The sequence below is a fragment of the Photobacterium iliopiscarium genome, assembly GCF_003026395.1.
In the GTDB taxonomy this organism is placed as follows: domain Bacteria; phylum Pseudomonadota; class Gammaproteobacteria; order Enterobacterales; family Vibrionaceae; genus Photobacterium; species Photobacterium iliopiscarium.
Genome location: NZ_PYOO01000003.1, coordinates 207,234 through 221,975 on the forward strand (window position 1 = coordinate 207,234; position 14,742 = coordinate 221,975).

Genomic DNA, 14,742 nt, shown 5'->3' on the forward strand with positions numbered 1-14,742 from the left:
ATTTATGGTCGCCAGCACATACAAAGACAAAGTTTCCCAGCTAATTAGTTGGGGACACTGGTTTAGCTTTTTCAATATTATCGCTGCCATGCTATTGGGCACGCGCTATATTATTTATTCAGAATGGCCGACAACAACGATCGGGCAACTGTATCTAGGATTAAGTTGGGTCGGACATTTTGGTTTCCTTGTCTTTGGTATTTATATACTGATCCTCTTTCCTGCGAGTTTCCTTATCCCTTCACAACGTTTAATGCGTGTGTTTGCGGTATTAGTTTCAACCGTAGGATTGACGGCACTGCTGCTCGATACTTATGCCTATCAAAGTGTTGACTTACATTTAAGTCCACTCGTGTGGGATTTGCTATTAAGTGGTGAAAAGACAGAACTAAATACACGCTGGCAATATCTATTTATTGTCGTTCCAGTCATATTCCTGATCGAGATGATATTCTCAGAATGGATCTGGCGTAAACTTAGAAAGCTAACCCGTAAAAACGTGGGTGGTCCAATTGCCATCATATTTGGTCTATGCTTTCTAAGTAGCCACATTATTTATATCTGGGCGGATGCTAACCTTTACCGACCAGTCACAATGCAACGTTCAAATTTCCCATTGTCATACCCAATGACCGCAAAAACGTTCATGGAAAAACATGGCTTATTAGATCGCCAAGAATATGTTAAACGCCAAGCACAACAAGGCATTAATAACAGTGAAATGATGCGCTACCCCATTGATAAAGTTAACTTTCTCGATAAGGGCACCAAGCAAAACCTGTTAATTATTATGGTCGATAGTTTACGCAGCGACATAGTAAATGCCGAGACGATGCCTAACTTAACGACTTTTGCTGATAACAATATTAATTTCACCAATAACTACAGCACCAGTAATAATAACAGTGGTGTATTTGGCTTACTGTATGGCTTACCAAGTGGTTATGCCAACAGTATTCGCGCAGAAGGTAAATCACCGTTACTGTTTGATACTCTACAAAATCGTGGTTATCACTTTGGCTTATTCAGTGGTGAAGGTTTTGAACAACCAATGTATCGCGATGCTATTTTCTCTAAAACTCAGCTTGCGACCATCGATAACCTTGACAATGGTAAACGCACACCCAGTGATCATTTAGCCTTTAATGACTGGCACCATTGGCTCGAAAAACAAAAGATCAATGACCCATGGTTTAGTTTGCTTGAATTAACATCTGTTGATCAATATGAAGAAAATAGTGATTATCAAACTAAATTCACGCCTTCTTTAGGCAGTAATTTACTCCATGACAAAAAAGTAGATTCCAATGTCTTGCTTAAAAATAGTTACCGTAATGCGGCTTATCATATTGATACGATTTTAGGTAAAGTGTTTGCGCAGCTAAAAGCACAAGGCATGATGGATAATACTATTGTGGTCATAACGTCAAACCATGGCACTGAATTTAATGAAACGGGTAATAATACCTGGGGCTCTGACAGTAATTACAGCCAATATCAGATAAAAGTACCGATGATCATTCACTGGCCACAGCACTCGGCTCAGGTTGTGACCCGTCCAACCAGTAACCTTGATTTAGTACCCACGTTGATGGAATCATTGTTTAATGTGGCATCTAACCCATCAAATTACAGTTCAGGTATTAGTCTGTTTGATAATAACAGTGATCGTCGTTGGATCTTAGCGGGTAATAGTAACGATATTGTGGTCATTCAAAAAGGGACGACCACCGTTGTCGATAAATACGGTAATTACCGCGTTTATAACGACAAGTATCAGTTAATGACCCAAGATAAACCAAAACTGTCGACACTGATGCAAGTTATGCATGAATTAAAACGTTTTTATGTACCAAATGACCTGAATAATTAAGATTAAATAACACTAAAAAAAGCAGCTTTCGAGCTGCTTTTTTACTGTTACCATCTTTAACTACAAATAATCTTCTTGATGCTCTGCATAACAATGTTCAAATCCATCTTGCCAACCATTCCGGTATTTTAATACTGATGCTATTCGTTCAGGATCACGCCTAAAACCATCAAGATACGTATTCCCTGCGACTGAACGGCTATAACAACCATCCTGATACCCATCAAGATAAGCGCGCTCAAAACCCAGCTCAGCTAATTGTTGGTGGCGGCTATTACTACACCCATTTAATACACTTAAACTTATCATGCTTATTAGTAACAGAAACTTCATCTCGTTATCCTTTTACTTATAAAGCCATCAAATAACCAAATGAAAAATAAGTACATTTAATATTACCGTTTTTTCCATAGCAACTTAATTATAGATAATAAAAATCTGTTCAAGCTGTAATATTAATAAGAATAATAGCCATAAAAAGATGAATTAGATCTCACTTTTTAGTGTAAACAAGAATATATCATTAACTTGTGGAATATATCCTGCTAATTTTAAAGATAATAGTTAACAATAACGTTGCACTCACTGACTCATGGAATAGAGTATTAATGAACGAACAGATTGCAGTTTTCTATCAAACAGTTGCTAAACAATGCAGTAATGCCCATAGCCTTAGAACTATTTGTGAATTAGTTTGCCGTAATCTTATTCAAAGCTTCTCGGTTAATCACCTACAACTTATTATTAAATATAATAATGAATGGAAGTTATTATTAGAATTAAATACAAAAGGGATCCAATATTATTTCCCTCCAATAATAATACCAACATCAACTGAGTATTATTATAAAAACATCCATTATTATGTTAATAAAACAGAAGCATCAATTGATATATTACCGAATTATCGCTATGTGTTGATTCCATTAAAGCATCATTCAGCCATTATTGGTCACTTAACCATTGCCGTCCCATTAGAATCAAACCTTCAACCTAAGCACCTGACGATACTAGCAGCATTACTCTCTGCTGAAATCACCGCAGGATTAATCAAAAAAGCCACAAAGAATCATAATGTTGGGCGTATCAATGCCGAAAAAGCATTACTTTCCAGTAAAGAACAACAAAAATCATTACTGAGTTATCTTCAAAACATGCATGATATTTCGTTCCAATTATGGCGCAGCAATATAATGGAAGATATGCTTTTTATTGCTGTCGATGAAGGTAAAAAACGGCTTAATATCGATAGAATGGCTATTTTCCTATTTGATAAACAAAAAAGAATGCACGGTACTTTCGGTACTGACATCCATGGAAATACTGTTAATGAAGGTTATTTTGAATCTGAAATCCCGAATCAATGGTTTGCATCGAAAACATTAGAATATAAAGAGTATATTGCATTTCAAGAAAACACCCCGTTATATCATGATTTACAACAAATAGGCTTTGGCTGGAGTGCTTATATTGCGCTATGGGATGAAGATACCCCTATAGGATGGATTGCTTGTGATAATTTAATTACAGGACAACCATTACGCAATTATCACCATCAACTACTAAAACAATATGGCTTTATTGTTTCACAACATATTTTACGTCTGCGGGCTGCTGATAAACTAATAAAGCTCAATCATGATCTTGAACAACGCGTACAAAGTCGAACTAAAGAATTAAATAAAGCTAATGAACAACTCCAAAAATTATCACGGATTGATGCTCTCACTAATATTGCAAATCGACGCGTCTTTGATGAAACCGTAATGACTGAATGGCGTCGAGCAAATCGGCTTGGATTACCCCTCTCATTACTCATATTAGATATTGATAATTTCAAAACTTATAACGATAAACTCGGTCATGCCGCAGGCGATCAATGTTTAAGAAAAATCGCAGCGACACTTTCTCAGGTTGAACGTCGAGCTGGAACATTATTTGCGCGTTATGGCGGTGAAGAATTTGTTTTATTACTGCCAGGGCAAAATCAACAAGCCGCCGTTAATAATGCCCAACGCTTACTTAATGCAATGCATAATCTCGCATTACCTTTTCCGAGTGAATCTAAAAAAGATAAACCGATTGTGACTGTTAGTATTGGCGTAAGCACTATTATTCCATCTCAAACAACGACCTATGGTAATTTTTTCAAACATGTCGATACCGCTCTTTATCAAGCAAAAGCTGAGGGTAAAGATTGTTTTCGCGTGCTGTTACCTGAACTAATATAACGCAATAAATATTCACACAAGCAACAGCAACATTGAACCAAATAAAATCTAATCAGCTCTTACGCTTTGGTGTGGCTTTTGTTTTAGCCGCCGTGCCTTTTTTTGCATAGCTACGTTTCTTCGTTCGTGGTGTAAACTCAGGCGATGTTAGTGATCGTAAACTTGGTGGCACATCACTGACTTTTACCTGCTCCATTAAGGCTGTTACTTGTTGTTCTAATGCCGCCATAAACGGTTGATACGCACATTTTCTATCGGCCATATCATGCAGTTGATGCTCCCAATGCGCGGTCATATCAGGATAGGTCGATGTATCGGGTAAGGCGTAAATTAAGCCTTTCCCCGCCTCAGAAGCATGAATAGCTTTACCTTGGCGTTGTAATAACTGGCGCTTAAACAACATTTCTAAAATACCTGCTCGCGTTGCCTCAGTGCCTAAGCCATCAGTATCACGCAGTATTTTCTTCAATGACGCATCGGATACAAACCGCGCAATACCCGTCATTGCTTGTAATAACGTTGCCTCAGTAAATGCTTTTGGTGGCTCGGTCATTTTATCTTTGATCTCACCATCACGGCAGACCAAAACGGTGCCTTTATCAAGTGGCGGCACTTTATCGGCTAAGTCACTGTCTTCTTTTTTATCATCACGGCCTAATAATGCTCGCCAACCTAGTAACATTAATTGACGCCCCTTAGCTATAAATAGTCCCTGAGCGATAGTGAACACCAACTTAGCATCAGCGTATTCGGCGGCTGGATAAAATTGCATTAAGTACTGGCGAGCAATTAACTGGTATATTTTCGCTTCATAACCCGTTAATACTGACGATGATTTAGGGGTTGGAATAATCGCATGGTGAGCATCTACTTTTTTATCATTCCATGCTTTTGATTTTAATGTCGTATTCGCATTATCTACCGCAGAAGCTAACTGGTTATCTGTCGTCGCAATAGCACGACAAACATCATTAGCTTGTTTGAAATGATCCGATGGTAAGTGACGACTATCTGAACGGGGGTAAGTGATCACTTTATGTTTTTCATACAGTGACTGACAAGTCGAGAGTACATCAGCAGCACTCATACCAAACCGTTTCGCAGCATCAATTTGTAACGCTGATAACGAATATGGTAGCGGTGGCGCTGTTTTAGTTCGTTTACGTTCAGATTCCGTTACTTCTGCGGGTTGACCTTTAATCCGTGCGATTACATTTTCACACAGTTTACGGTTAAGGATCCGCCCTTCTGAATCTTGATGAGGCTCACACGATTTGCTGGGTTGCCACTTGGCATAAATCGTTTGCTCACCGTAAGCAATTAACGCCAAGACTTCATAAAATGGTTTGGCGACAAAATTAGCAATATCATCATCACGTCGAACAACCAGTCCTAAAATAGGGGTTTGCACTCGCCCAACCGATAACACACCTCGATAACCACCCTTCTGTCCAAGTAAAGTATAAGCACGAGTCATATTCATGCCATATAACCAATCGGCACGCGAACGTGCAAGGGCTGATACAGATAACGGAATAAAATCACGGTTACTGCGCATTGTTGCTAAAGCTTTTTTAACCGCCGCTGGGTTTAAATCTGAAATAAGCAGTCGTTGTGCCGCTGCTTTTTTAGTTTTGGATATTTTGACGTAATCAATCACTTCATCCACCAGCAATTGTCCTTCCCGATCAATATTACAAGTAATTTTTGATAAATAATTTAATCATCTGATTTTAAAGGTAAATATCATTTTTCATACTTCTTGTTATCTTTAACATGTAAATCAACCATATCAGTCAATAGACAACAAGATCGAAACTAATTTCTAAATAGTAACGGTTTAGTAAATTATGCATAACCTTAAGTATGGCAAAAAATAAAGCGGTATAAAGCTTTTGACTCTTAATCCCAACACTATTTTTCGAAGCAATAATGCATTTGAGATATTATCTTCACCTGAAGAAAATATCTCAAATATAAATAAAAGATGAAACATCCCTATCAACAAATAAACTAACAAGTTTGTTTGTTGAACATTTCAATTCTTTTGACAAATAAAACACATTACTTTTATTAACACTAATCGAAATTAATTAACATTAAGCCGATCTAGAAAATTTCCTTTTTTATTTAAGTAAGAAATTGTTACTAACATCATAAATTAAAAACTCAAATTGATTATAATTACATGATTTTTCAAATATATTACTAAGTGAATAAGATAGTTTTATTTAATATTCTTACACGCACTTAGTATCGTTGCTAATAATTATGGAGATAATATGGCTTTATTTAACGAAACTTCAATTAGAGATCGTGCAAAACAAGAGAGGCTGCGCGCAACAAATATTTATAAATCTAACAACAGAATTCTGTCTGATTCAGCATCCACTTTTAATAAGTATAAAACATACGATATTTTCCTATCACATAGTTCAAAAGATGCAGAACTAATTCTTGGCGTTAAGGTTACATTGGAAGATATGGGATATTCAGTTTATGTGGACTGGGTTGAAGATTCTCAATTAGATAGAGAAAGTGTAAATGAAACTACGGCTGAATTACTTCGCGAAAGAATGGATGCATCAAAATCGTTATTCTATGTAACAACTGAAAACTCAGAATCATCAAAGTGGATGCCTTGGGAATGTGGCTATTTTGATGGAATTAAAGAAAAAGTAGCAATATTACCAATTAAAAAATACTCATATGATAATGATTATAACGGACAAGAATATCTAGGTCTGTACCCATATTGTGTAAAACAAAATAATACACAAGGAAAATCGTGTCTATGGGTATACAAAAATAGAAACTTTTATATGCTTTATGAAACTTGGCTGGAAAAATCAAGGCGTAACTTAGAATGGAGAAGAATCGGCTAATGGAACCAAATAAAGTAAAACACTTAGAGTTTATTCAAGCAGTAATAACACGAATGAATACTAACTCCTTTCAGATCAAAGGTTGGTGTATAACAATAGCCTCGGCACTATTAGCAATATATGCTTCAAATAAAAATGAGTTGTTTATTCTTATAGCTATAGCTCCAACGTTTATCTTTTGGCTTCTTGATAGTTATTACTTAATGCAAGAAAGAAAATTTAGAGGTTTATATAAAGATATTGCGGGAATATCAACAAATCCACAACAACTTAAAAGTTTTGAGATGAGACCAGATTTATATATCAAAGGCGAATATAGCTTCTTCAATTCATTTTTATCTGGGACTGTTGCGACACTTTATTTCCCAATATGTCTAATTTTAGGCGTATTGTTTTATTCCCTTAAATATTGAGGTTAAAAATACAACATGGCTAGAAAAACATTCATTTCCTATAAATATAGCGAAGCCAAAATTCTTAGAGACAAGATATTAAAATCGTTAGGTGACGATGCGATCTACTACCAAGGTGAAACTGCGGACTCTCCAGATCTAACTGATACAACGACAGAGAATATAAAGAAAAACTTGACGGACATGATGTATAACACGTCTGTCACTATTGTAATAATATCACCCAATATCAAGCAAAGTGACTGGATTGATTGGGAGATAGAGTATTGCCTAAAAGAAATCACTCGTAACGGACGTACCTCAAAAACTAACGGTGTAGTTGGTGTAGTTCAAGAAATCGATGGGAACTATGATTGGTTGATTACCCAACAAACGAATAATGACGGGTGTGTGAGTCGAGTTATTTCAAGTACGCCATTGTTAGATATAATCAACAATAACCGTTATAACAGACCCGATCATGGATATACCTGTAAGGATTGTAAAAGTTTTAGCCAATTAGATGGGTCATATATCTCCATTATCGATGAGAATGTCTTTCTTAAAGACCCTCATAAATATATAGAAAATGCATATGAAAAATCTGAAGCATCCAAAGAGTTTAAGTTAGTTAAACAAAGAAATGTGATTCCCGTATAGCTTAAATGTATAACTGAGAGTTAATGTGCTCTCAGTTATACATAAAAAATAATGATTATCTTTACTTAACTATTCTTGGTTCATTAGGTGATATATTAAGCTGTTCATAAAAAATCTTAGAGTAATTTATGTCATCATTAGTATTACAGCCAAAAATAAGATTAGCTAAATCTCGTGACGCACCACCTGGACTTGAAAGAGCAATGATGTTGGCTTTTGGGTGATATGACTTAAATAGTTTAAATTCATCAATAATCCCCCCCATTCCACCGATAAATACTGCTGATTCAAGATTATCTCGTAAAAGCATAGCATTTCTCATTTTCAATAAGCTTTCTGAAATTCCTTCTGGTGCAGCTTCGATGTAAATAACGTTTGAAAATTTCGTATTCTCAATTGGATATTTACCTTCAAAAAACTTACTTTGATATAAAGTTACGTTATCTGCAAAATCAATCCCAATTTCTTCACAGACTGCCCATAATAAGGGAGTTATAGCTGGATGCCCCCCAAATACTATATGACGTCGCCCTAAAGCAATTGTAGCAAAGTCCCTAATAGCACATTGAATCAAATATGGATCTGATGTGTCGAAGTAATCTCCGCATCCTTCTTTCGGGATACTAGCTGATAAGAATATCTCTTTCATTAGTTTTTATCTCCCAAGCTGGCAATTCCCATGATGTTTTATCGATTTGAATCCAACGAGCAGACTCAAAATTACAATTTAACCAATCTATATGTTTTTGGTATTCAGTCTGTATACCAATACAATCATAGATTATTGCAAAAGGTTTTGAACTAGCAATCTCGTCAGCATTCTGTAAAGTCTTAGCATTTGGCACACCTATTACTGGAAAAGCAGTAAGGTCAATCTGATTAGGTAAACGAATACTAATTGAATGCTGATAGCCAAGCCCTAAAATTGAAGCATCAATTGTCTTTAATTGCTCTCGCAGTTTATTCAACATTAAAGAACTTCTAACAGCATAGCCCTTACTTCTTTCGACTTCTAATACCTCACATATTCTTTCAATAGAGGTATCGCACAGATTACCATGCTGATCTATATCATCTTCCTGTAGCTCATAATTACGAGCGGTCTTTGTTCTATCTGAGCGTGTTACATCAGGCCAGCCAATACGTAAAATAGGAATATTTTTTGATTGCGTTCGTCCGTATTCTTGATATGTCCATCTACTATCAAAATAGCTTTGCGTATCGAGCATAAGTAATACATCTGATTCACACAGCTGTTGCCATAAGTTTGATTGGAAATCTTCTGCCGGAGGAATTCCATGACTATCAAGAAAAACATCAAAATGACGAGCAGATAAAGCTTCAAATAATTGTAGGGCAGCTTGTCTAGATTCACTACGCCTGTAGCTTATGAAGACCTTCCGTTGTTTTGGTAATAAACCTACGCATTCTAAAAAGCTAGTTGTAATGCGTTCTATTCCACTTTTCTCATATGATATACAGTTAAGAAATCTTAAACATATGGGAATTTCAAGATCTACATTAGGGAAATCGGAAACAATGGGTAAAATCGGTATGTTTTGGTCAATTAATCTTTGAACATTAAATACAGATGCATTTTCACTACCGTAAAAAACAGCAGCAGAAGCACTTACCTTAGAAGGTTCAAAAATTTCAGGTTTAACAGACCAAGATACTTCTTCACCAAGTTTGAAATCGAATTCTGCAATTGCATTAGAAATACATAGTTCAAGTTCTTCTATTTGCTCTGGTGATGGCTCACCTAAAACGGCTAACTCATACAAAAACATTCTATATCCTGTCAACTAAATCTTAGTGAAAATATTATTTTAACTCAATAAATTACACTATATTAGAAAAGTTTTTTAGCGTGAGCTATAGGCCTGAAAACGTTGAAAATACTATAGATTTATTCAATTATAAGTTCGTCATTATTACGACCTCAGGTTTGATCGACAAAACTGGCTAAAAAATACTCTCCTGTTAATACGACTTTTATATATCAAAATATCCTTGATAAATGCACACAAAGCGAGAGTTATCAGCAAATAATATCTTTCATCTAACTTACTAACTCCCACTGTCAACTATAGCCACTGCATTAAAAGTAAGCATATAACTTACTAATTTTAAATTTTCCTTTTCCTTGTAATCATCGAAAACTCATTTGCTGAACATCATTCATTAGTTGATTCAACCTATCCGTTAACGGATTCATAAAATCACTATACTTCATTTCACGCTGACTAATCACTTCGAGTTGTGACTCCCAATGAGCCGTCATATTAGGAATCACCATTTGTTTAGGTAATGTAGTAATAAGCTGACGACCAACATCCGTTGCTCTAATTTCTTTACCTTTACGTACTAAAAATTGACGCTTAAACAATAATTCGATAATTCCAGCTCTTGTTACTTCAGTACCTAATCCATCAGTATCTCTTAATACCTTTTTTATCGTTGGATCGGTTACATAACGTGCAATACCGATCATAGCAGAAAGTAACGTAGCATCAGTAAAATACTTCAGTGGTGTCGTTTGCTTACTAATTAGATCGGCATTAACACATTGAACATGCTCACCAGTTCTAACATTCGGGAGTTTTTTAGCTGAAAAGTCGTCATCGCTATTTTTTGAAGTTGTATTTTTCGTCGGAAATAAGACTTTCCAACCATCAGATACAACTTCTTTTTGCTTAGCTATAAATAAACGACCATTAATCTCAGTATCAACCTGTTTTTCCATATACTCAAAAGCTGGATAAAACTGCATTAGATATTGTCTAGCAACAAGTTCATAAATATTAGCTTCGGCTGAAGCTAAACGACTCGTATCCAATATTACAAGTTATTTTTGATAAATAATTTAATTTACTAATTTTAAACGTAAATATTTCTTTTTACACTTTTTGTTATTTTGACCAATACATCTATAAGTGAACAGTAAAATTAGAGCTTTTTAATTGTCTAAAATTATAGATAAAATTCAATAACCAGCTTAAATAAATAGAGAGGTTAATATCAGTGAACAATAAAAGTTAAAACTTTACTCTTACGCAGCGCTTATAACTGCGTAACGCTATAGAAAAGAAAGTAACAATAAACGAGCTAGCCATAAAAGCTAACTCGATATTGGACAGAAATAATTTAGAATATTAGCCCTATTCAGACTAATAGATATTAGGAAAAGTAAGGGTATATTCGACTTTTGACTTCACCCTTCATGATATTAGCAATATTTACTTATATAAAGCAGCTTAGGCTTGTCCAACACTTCGGATATGTGTCGACTGCACGACACATATCCTTATCTGTTAGGTGCTATTTACCCGCCAATGTTGCAGCCTCTTCAATCCAGCGCGCTAAGTCTTCTTTATTGGTATACTCATATGCTTTGAATCCATTCGCTTCTATTTGCGAAGGAATCGTACCAGACGAACCAGTTTGGCCATCCGAGTCTTTAAGGTGATGAATTTGTACAGCAACTAAACCATTCCCTTTTGCAAGAGATTGCTCGATCTCATAATTAATATATTTTCTACTGGATGTTCCGTAAGTAACAAAGACAACCGTTACTGACGTGTTTTTAAGCCCGTCATCAATCAGTTTCTTAATCTCCTTATCCCCTTTTAACTTGGCTTCTTCCCATAATGAAGCATCCTGAAATCCAGCAGCAGCAGTGCCTGTAATATTAGGAATACTTCTAATTTGATTCACTTTCCATACATATTTATAGTGAAAACTAAAGAAAACACGTCTAGCCATAACCTTACTCCTTTGACATTAAGTCAATAACATTAAGAATTTTTTCAATAAGTTGGTCTGGTTTATCTACCTCTTCTCCTAACCCATTGATTGCTGAAACTAACTTTTCATCAGATGCACCATAATAACTAGACACATCTCCCATCACTAAATCCCAAAGTTCTTTTGCTTTATAGCCACTAGCGCCAACAGGCACGACCGCAAGACCAGCAGCCCGAGCGATATCAAACTCTTCCTGCATACCATCTGCTAGCACCAACTTTCTGTTTTCGAGTTTGTTACCCATAAAAAACAAAGCAATACCCGCTGAACCAATAATTTCAGATCTATATTTAGTCCACGTTTCTTTTCTATCTTGGGGATCGCTAATAAACTGTGGGAAAGGCTTCATATTCAAGTAGTCATTTACTTTACCATTATGCATTTCATAAGTGGCTTGAATAGCACCTGTAATAAAAGCATTTCCAATACCTAAACCAATGCCAGATGATACCTTATAGTTTTTTTCTATAAGAACTGAGCCTAATTTACACAAAAATGCTTCTACTTCTGAACGGGACCAATTTCCAAATTCGTGGGCACTACCCGATAGAAATACTGTTTTTCTTTTATATGCTCGTTCAATCTTACTTAAAATACTTGTGATTTCATGGTAATCGTTAACTAAAAGGGTCTTAACCTGAAAGCGCATAAGATCTTTGACAAGTAAAGCTTGTTTCACCTGAGCATTTTCATAGTTTTCATCGGTATAAAAATCGTTTCTACTACATTTTTTGAAAATGCAATAGTGTTGTCTTTGATGCTCTTGAAAGTAAGCTCTTACTCGGCTCATAATGTAATCCAAGTTAGGATCCGTAAAGCTGAAGCCTAAAAACAGGAAAGTTTTAGAAACCAAATCTCCAGATAAAGCCGTAATATATGGCGCCATCTGTAATGGATATTTTTCATAATCATCTTTGGTAATAATTGCTTGATCTGGATGAGCTATATCACCGTGCATTTTGTACAAAATAGCGTCACGCTTTTTCTTTGTTAAAGAGAGGTGGTTGTTTGTGTACTTTACATCAATAACCTTTCCAACATCATCTAAAGCTTTTTCAATCAATTTATCATAATTCGTAGTCCAAAACGTTTTTATAGGCAGGCGTGATAATATTTGATGGTTTTCTGTAGGTTTTTTTGCAGAGGCGATCCTATCCATTAACTCTTGACTGATACGATGCCTACCATTTTCATTCAAATAATACTGAGCGACTCCTACTAAGTCATACTCCATATCTACATCGAGATTCAGTTCATCTGCTAGTGGACGTAGCAGCTCTTTCCAGTTCACGTAACCAGCAGAAGATGACAAACCAGCGCCTGCAAATATAGCAATATTGTCCTCTTCTAACTCAGCCATAAAACGCTGAACAAACAACTCTTGTTCTCTATTCATACATCCTCTGATTATTACCAAGCTTCGGTGCGCAGCCTAGATTCAATTTAGATACTTGATATATGGGGATATAAAAACATCATTCAATGCATGGGCATTGGAAACAAAAGAACAGTTGTGAATTATATGATACCAGTCACATAAATGAGGGCAAATATTCAAAGAGTATAGAGGATAACACCTAACAATGTATTAATAAGCATTCTTACTTTCAAGCAAAAAACACTCATAAAACACCTCTCGTGTAATCGAAATAATCTCCACACATCATGATCTTGGGGCGTTTTTTACATTTAATGATTTTTGAGAGGATATGGAAAGTAATAAATATATTTAATCAGTCTTATTAAATACAAATCGAAAATTGAAATCATTTAATTTTAAATTTATCATTAATTGACAACCATTTTTAATAAGGAATATTTCTTATTAAAAACAAAACGTAAGCGATAAAATAATCATGTTTCATTATAACTAGTCATACATACAGCAAATAAAACTAACCCAATATCACGTTAATACAATATGAATGAGTATTTATTCTAAACAGTTTTGGGGTATTTCTGTGCTAACCATGATAGCTAGCTCGTTATGAACAGATAATAATTTATAAAAGCTAATTGCAACGTGAGTCACATAACAACATTTAAATATAATATATAAACAATTCTATATTATATTTACACTCCACGAGAAAATATCATGTCTAAAAATAAAAAATTAAAGAGAGAACAAAAAAAGAAAACGTATAAAAAAAAACAAGCAACACTACAAAACAATAGAAATAAACAAGTAAAAGAAAGTAATACCAATCTTTCATTTAATTTAGTACCAACAGAGTTTTTAATTGCATTTCCTAATTTAAAAATAGGTAAAGATGAAATTGATTTTTTATCTGAAACAAACACACATCTAAATACACCAGCATATATATACCCTATAAATAAAAAATCCATCTATGAAAAAAACTTAGTATTAAAAAATAATGGTTTGAAACCATTCCAATATTATGATTCTGGATGGATGGTTATTTCCACCGAGAATATGCAGCCAATAGGAACGTTTGATAAACTTGAGTTCGCTAAAGAGTTTATATATTCTACATATTCAAATGTAAAACAAATACGCTATAACTCTCTAGGATTGAAATCAGGATGTCCAGATTTTTCTGATATCCCTAATTTAAATTCACCTGTAGATAAAGAACAATGGATTGAATATTATCTATACTTAGAAGAACAGTATGGATTCCAATTTGACTCACAAGAACTAATTGATGTCATCATTGGTAAACTAATTGATGAACATAATGCCCCTACTTATTTACAAGAATCATTTTATTCTGATGGGTTAGTAGATCCAGTAATGAACTTTATTAAAGAGCAAGGGTTAATATCTTATGAAAACGCATTTGTTGTATTAAATGATTTTGAAGAAAAATTATCAAAAATAAATAATGTAGCTTTAAAATAAAGATAGTCATGATAATGATGAATGG

12 protein-coding genes and 1 pseudogene are annotated in these 14,742 nt (G+C 34.8%); 6 read left to right on the top strand and 7 right to left on the bottom strand.

Annotated elements, in window-relative coordinates:
• Nucleotides 1–4: 4 nt before the first annotated feature.
• Nucleotides 5–1,873: a DUF3413 domain-containing protein gene (locus C9J51_RS06745; protein ID WP_045035778.1), complete on the top strand. Its 1,869-nt coding sequence runs from the start codon at nucleotides 5–7 to the stop codon at nucleotides 1,871–1,873.
• A 60-nt stretch (nucleotides 1,874–1,933) separates the two neighbouring features.
• Here C9J51_RS06745 and C9J51_RS06750 read toward each other — a convergent pair whose 3' ends face one another.
• Nucleotides 1,934–2,206, bottom strand: a complete 273-nt coding sequence (locus tag C9J51_RS06750) for a hypothetical protein (protein ID WP_045040338.1) — start codon at nucleotides 2,204–2,206, stop codon at nucleotides 1,934–1,936.
• A gap of 275 nt (nucleotides 2,207–2,481) precedes the next feature.
• On the opposite strand from C9J51_RS06750, the gene C9J51_RS06755 reads away from it, so the two are divergent.
• Entirely contained in the window at nucleotides 2,482–4,104 is a 1,623-nt protein-coding gene (locus C9J51_RS06755; protein WP_045040339.1) for a GGDEF domain-containing protein, read from the top strand.
• Between the two features lie 52 nt (nucleotides 4,105–4,156).
• Here C9J51_RS06755 and C9J51_RS06760 read toward each other — a convergent pair.
• A pseudogene (locus C9J51_RS06760) lies at nucleotides 4,157–5,794 on the bottom strand (DNA topoisomerase III); the annotation flags it as partial.
• Between the two features lie 592 nt (nucleotides 5,795–6,386).
• Here C9J51_RS06760 and C9J51_RS06765 point away from each other — a divergent pair.
• The 3 genes from C9J51_RS06765 to C9J51_RS06775 are packed head-to-tail and all read left to right on the top strand — an operon-like array spanning nucleotide 6,387 to nucleotide 8,041.
• The gene (locus C9J51_RS06765; protein ID WP_082301506.1) at nucleotides 6,387–6,989 is read left to right on the top strand and encodes a TIR domain-containing protein; all 603 of its coding nucleotides are present in this window, start codon (nucleotides 6,387–6,389) and stop codon (nucleotides 6,987–6,989) included.
• Nucleotides 6,989–7,402, top strand: coding sequence for a hypothetical protein (locus C9J51_RS06770; protein WP_107274921.1), 414 nt, complete (start codon nucleotides 6,989–6,991; stop codon nucleotides 7,400–7,402). The genes C9J51_RS06765 and C9J51_RS06770 overlap by 1 nt, the downstream gene beginning before the upstream one ends.
• Nucleotides 7,403–7,417: 15 nt before the next feature.
• Nucleotides 7,418–8,041, top strand: a complete 624-nt coding sequence (locus C9J51_RS06775; protein ID WP_045040340.1) for a TIR domain-containing protein — start codon at nucleotides 7,418–7,420, stop codon at nucleotides 8,039–8,041.
• Nucleotides 8,042–8,102: 61 nt separating this feature from the next.
• Here C9J51_RS06775 and C9J51_RS06780 read toward each other — a convergent pair whose 3' ends face one another.
• The 5 genes from C9J51_RS06780 to C9J51_RS06800 form a co-directional block, all read right to left on the bottom strand.
• Nucleotides 8,103–8,690 carry an SLOG domain-containing protein gene (locus tag C9J51_RS06780; RefSeq protein ID WP_107274922.1) on the bottom strand — a complete coding sequence of 196 codons (588 nt, stop codon included), beginning with the start codon at nucleotides 8,688–8,690 and terminating at the stop codon, nucleotides 8,103–8,105.
• The gene (locus tag C9J51_RS06785; RefSeq protein ID WP_045040342.1) at nucleotides 8,665–9,831 is read right to left on the bottom strand and encodes a toll/interleukin-1 receptor domain-containing protein; all 1,167 of its coding nucleotides are present in this window, start codon (nucleotides 9,829–9,831) and stop codon (nucleotides 8,665–8,667) included. Before C9J51_RS06785 ends, C9J51_RS06780 begins: the two co-directional genes overlap by 26 nt.
• A gap of 362 nt (nucleotides 9,832–10,193) precedes the next feature.
• Complete coding sequence (locus C9J51_RS06790) at nucleotides 10,194–10,880, bottom strand: DNA topoisomerase (protein ID WP_280124458.1); 687 nt, start codon at nucleotides 10,878–10,880, stop codon at nucleotides 10,194–10,196.
• A 482-nt stretch (nucleotides 10,881–11,362) separates the two neighbouring features.
• On the bottom strand, nucleotides 11,363–11,806 hold the full coding sequence (locus tag C9J51_RS06795; protein ID WP_045040344.1) for a TIR domain-containing protein: 444 nt from the start codon (nucleotides 11,804–11,806) through the stop codon (nucleotides 11,363–11,365).
• A 4-nt stretch (nucleotides 11,807–11,810) separates the two neighbouring features.
• On the bottom strand, nucleotides 11,811–13,244 hold the full coding sequence (locus C9J51_RS06800; RefSeq protein ID WP_107274923.1) for an SIR2 family protein: 1,434 nt from the start codon (nucleotides 13,242–13,244) through the stop codon (nucleotides 11,811–11,813).
• Between the two features lie 702 nt (nucleotides 13,245–13,946).
• On the opposite strand from C9J51_RS06800, the gene C9J51_RS06805 reads away from it, so the two are divergent.
• A complete protein-coding gene (locus tag C9J51_RS06805; RefSeq protein ID WP_107274924.1) occupies nucleotides 13,947–14,717 on the top strand; it encodes a hypothetical protein in 771 nt (256 codons plus the stop codon).
• Nucleotides 14,718–14,742: the final 25 nt, after the last annotated feature.

Bases quoted from the DNA above. Each gene is read 5' to 3' on its own strand.
- C9J51_RS06775 (WP_045040340.1), top strand. From the start codon at position 7,418: ATGGCTAGAAAAACATTCATTTCCTATAAATATAGCGAAGCCAAAATT.
- C9J51_RS06765 (WP_082301506.1), top strand. From the start codon at position 6,387: ATGGCTTTATTTAACGAAACTTCAATTAGAGATCGTGCAAAACAAGAG.
- C9J51_RS06805 (WP_107274924.1), top strand. From the start codon at position 13,947: ATGTCTAAAAATAAAAAATTAAAGAGAGAACAAAAAAAGAAAACGTAT.
- C9J51_RS06770 (WP_107274921.1), top strand. From the start codon at position 6,989: ATGGAACCAAATAAAGTAAAACACTTAGAGTTTATTCAAGCAGTAATA.
- C9J51_RS06750 (WP_045040338.1), bottom strand. From the start codon at position 2,206: ATGAAGTTTCTGTTACTAATAAGCATGATAAGTTTAAGTGTATTAAAT.
- C9J51_RS06785 (WP_045040342.1), bottom strand. From the start codon at position 9,831: ATGTTTTTGTATGAGTTAGCCGTTTTAGGTGAGCCATCACCAGAGCAA.
- C9J51_RS06780 (WP_107274922.1), bottom strand. From the start codon at position 8,690: ATGAAAGAGATATTCTTATCAGCTAGTATCCCGAAAGAAGGATGCGGA.
- C9J51_RS06800 (WP_107274923.1), bottom strand. From the start codon at position 13,244: ATGAATAGAGAACAAGAGTTGTTTGTTCAGCGTTTTATGGCTGAGTTA.
- C9J51_RS06795 (WP_045040344.1), bottom strand. From the start codon at position 11,806: ATGGCTAGACGTGTTTTCTTTAGTTTTCACTATAAATATGTATGGAAA.
- C9J51_RS06755 (WP_045040339.1), top strand. From the start codon at position 2,482: ATGAACGAACAGATTGCAGTTTTCTATCAAACAGTTGCTAAACAATGC.
- C9J51_RS06745 (WP_045035778.1), top strand. From the start codon at position 5: ATGGTCGCCAGCACATACAAAGACAAAGTTTCCCAGCTAATTAGTTGG.